Raw genomic sequence first — 1,292 nt, 5'->3', positions numbered from 1 at the left:
TGAAGTTGCCCCGGTTTCGTGGAGTCCCATCCGCTGTGCGAAAAGGGTCCCACGATGCCGAAGTCACGCCCCCCATACCCGCCGGAGTTCCGTGAGCGGGTCGTCGAGCTGTTGAAGGCCGGCCGGTCCGGCAAGAGTCTCGCAAGAGAGTTTGGCTGCACCGAGCAGAGCATCCGCAACTGGAAGAAGCAGTTGGAGGGGAGCGGCAGTGGCGCTCCCAGCAGCAACTCCGAGAGCAGGCCCGCTCCCAGGGCGAGCAGTGCCGCCTCGGATGAGCGCGCCGAACTCGAGCGGCTGCGGCGCGAGGTGCGGGTGCTGCGCGAGGAGCGCGACATCCTAAAAAAAGCTGCGGCCTGGTTCGCGCAGGAGTCCGTGGCGACGCCCAAGCGGCGTACCGACTCGTGAAGGCAAACCAGGCCGTCCACAGCATCACGACGCTCTGCCGTGTCCTGGAGGTGTCCGAGAGCGGCTACCACGCGTGGCGGACGCGCCTGCCCTCGAAGCGCGCGGTCGCGGACGCGGGCCTCAGCGAGCGCATTCGCGCCATCCACGCGATGAGCGACGGCACCTACGGCGTGCCGCGCATCCACGCTGAACTCGCGGCGGAGGGCGTGCACATCGGCCGCAAGCGTGTCGCCCGTCTCATGCGGGCAGCGCGCCTTGAGGGCGTCAGTCGCCGCAGGTGGTGTGTCACCACGACGCGCGACGAGCGCGCACGCCCTGCACCCGACCTGGTCGACCGCAAATTCGTGGCCCCTGGACCCGACCAACTCTGGGTTGCTGACATCACGTACATCCCGACGCACGCCGGTTTCCTCTACCTCGCCGTCGTGCTCGACGCCTGGAGCCGCAAAGTCGTCGGCTGGGCCATGGCTGGCCACCTCAAGACGGAGCTCGTCGTGCAGGCACTGGACATGGCCGTGGGGCAGCGTCAGCCCCAGAGCGTCGTGCACCACAGCGACCAAGGGACGCAGTACACCTCGATTGGCTTCGGGCTTCGGTGCAAGGAAGCCGGCGTGCGCCCCTCCATGGGCAGTGTTGGCGACGCGTACGACAACGCGATGTGTGAGAGCTTCTTCGCCACGCTCGAGTGCGAACTGCTCGCACGCCGCCGTTTCACGTCTCACGCCGAGGCGCGGATGGCCGTCTTCCGCTTCATCGAGGGCTGGTATAACCCGCTCCGGCGCCACTCCGCGCTCGACTACGAGTCACCCGCTGGTTACGAGAAGAAGCACCGCGCTGCCGCTTGAGGGCGAAAGCGCGGAACGCTCTGCGGAATCGGGGCAACTTCA

General features: G+C 67.6%; 1 protein-coding gene. It reads left to right on the top strand.

The genetic code is table 11. From position 1 onward, the window contains the following. Positions 1 to 54 precede the first annotated feature (54 nt). Positions 55 to 1,250, top strand: a protein-coding gene (locus D7V93_RS43085) for an IS3 family transposase (protein ID WP_120648679.1) whose coding sequence is annotated in 2 segments (ribosomal slippage) — positions 55 to 337 and positions 337 to 1,250 — 1,197 coding nt in all. Because the reading frame shifts where the segments join, the coding sequence is not laid out codon by codon here. Positions 1,251 to 1,292: the final 42 nt, after the last annotated feature.

Source organism: Corallococcus llansteffanensis, from assembly GCF_003612055.1.
GTDB classification, from domain to species: Bacteria; Myxococcota; Myxococcia; order Myxococcales; family Myxococcaceae; genus Corallococcus; species Corallococcus llansteffanensis.
The sequence above is the reverse complement of the archived record's forward strand: the minus strand, read 5'-3'. Positions and strand labels throughout refer to the sequence as shown.